This window comes from Xenorhabdus yunnanensis, from assembly GCF_028598805.1.
In the GTDB taxonomy this organism is placed as follows: domain Bacteria; phylum Pseudomonadota; class Gammaproteobacteria; order Enterobacterales; family Enterobacteriaceae; genus Xenorhabdus; species Xenorhabdus yunnanensis.
In genome coordinates, this window is sequence record NZ_JAQRFI010000288.1 from 1 (window position 1) to 306 (window position 306).

Annotated in this window: 1 pseudogene; it reads left to right on the forward strand. The window is 48.0% G+C overall.

From position 1 onward, the window contains the following. Positions 1-50: 50 nt before the first annotated feature. Positions 51-306: pseudogene (locus tag PSI23_RS23755) on the forward strand (site-specific DNA-methyltransferase); the annotation flags it as partial.

Consider the following 306-nt stretch of genomic DNA (forward strand, 5'->3'; position numbering starts at 1 on the left):
TTTTGTTTTCTGGCTGCACCAACAGAGCGGGAGGCGGAGCAGTGAAATACATGGGAAGTAAATCCCGTATCACCCAAAAAAATATCGATCAACTTAAACAGCTTTTCCCAGGGGTATTTTCGGAAGGAAAGATTGACTTTGACGCCTTAAAAGCGGCGCTGGGTGAAGTCGTTGATGATCCAGACGAGCGCTATCACTTCACCTGGCAGGGCAAGGCTCGCGCACGTCAAATTGCTCAGATGCCATCAACCGGTACATTACGGCCTTGTAAAGAAGAGAGTGTTAACTGGGATACTACCGAAAACC